Consider the following 587-nt stretch of genomic DNA (forward strand, 5'->3'; position numbering starts at 1 on the left):
GAATTGCTTGATTCATTGAAGAAGACGATAAAGAAGCAGCCCGAAATTGGGTCTGTAGCTCAGTTGGTTAGAGCGCACCCCTGATAAGGGTGAGGTCGGCAGTTCGAATCTGCCCAGACCCACCAATTTTGTGTGGGAAACGCCTGTAGAAATACGGGGCCATAGCTCAGCTGGGAGAGCGCCTGCCTTGCACGCAGGAGGTCAACGGTTCGATCCCGTTTGGCTCCACCACTACTGCTTCTAGACGTTGAAAGCTTAGAAATGAGCATTCCATCACTGCGATGGTGAATGTTGATTTCTAGTCTTTGATTAGATCGTTCTTTAAAAATTTGGGTATGTGATAGAAAGATAGACTGAACGTTACTTTCACTGGTAACGGATCAGGCTAAGGTAAAATTTGTGAGTTCTCTTAATTGAGAAATTCGAATTTTCGGCGAATGTCGTCTTCACAGTATAACCAGATTGCTTGGGGTTATATGGTCAAGTGAAGAAGCGCATACGGTGGATGCCTTGGCAGTCAGAGGCGATGAAAGACGTGGTAGCCTGCGAAAAGCTTCGGGGAGTCGGCAAACAGACTTTGATCCGGA

At 46.8% G+C, this 587-nt stretch carries 2 tRNA genes and 1 rRNA gene; all 3 read left to right on the forward strand.

Annotation, left to right across the window (positions count from 1 at the left end):
- The first annotated feature begins 48 nt into the window (after nt 1-48).
- Nucleotides 49-125: transfer RNA gene (locus TR61_RS19440), tRNA-Ile, on the forward strand.
- A gap of 30 nt (nt 126-155) precedes the next feature.
- Nucleotides 156-231: transfer RNA gene (locus TR61_RS19445), tRNA-Ala, on the forward strand.
- Nucleotides 232-478: 247 nt separating this feature from the next.
- Nucleotides 479-587: ribosomal RNA gene (locus TR61_RS19450) — 23S ribosomal RNA — on the forward strand; the annotation flags it as partial.

Origin of the sequence: Aestuariivita boseongensis (genome assembly GCF_001262635.1) — a bacterium.
GTDB classification, from domain to species: Bacteria; Pseudomonadota; Alphaproteobacteria; order Rhodobacterales; family Rhodobacteraceae; genus Aestuariivita; species Aestuariivita boseongensis.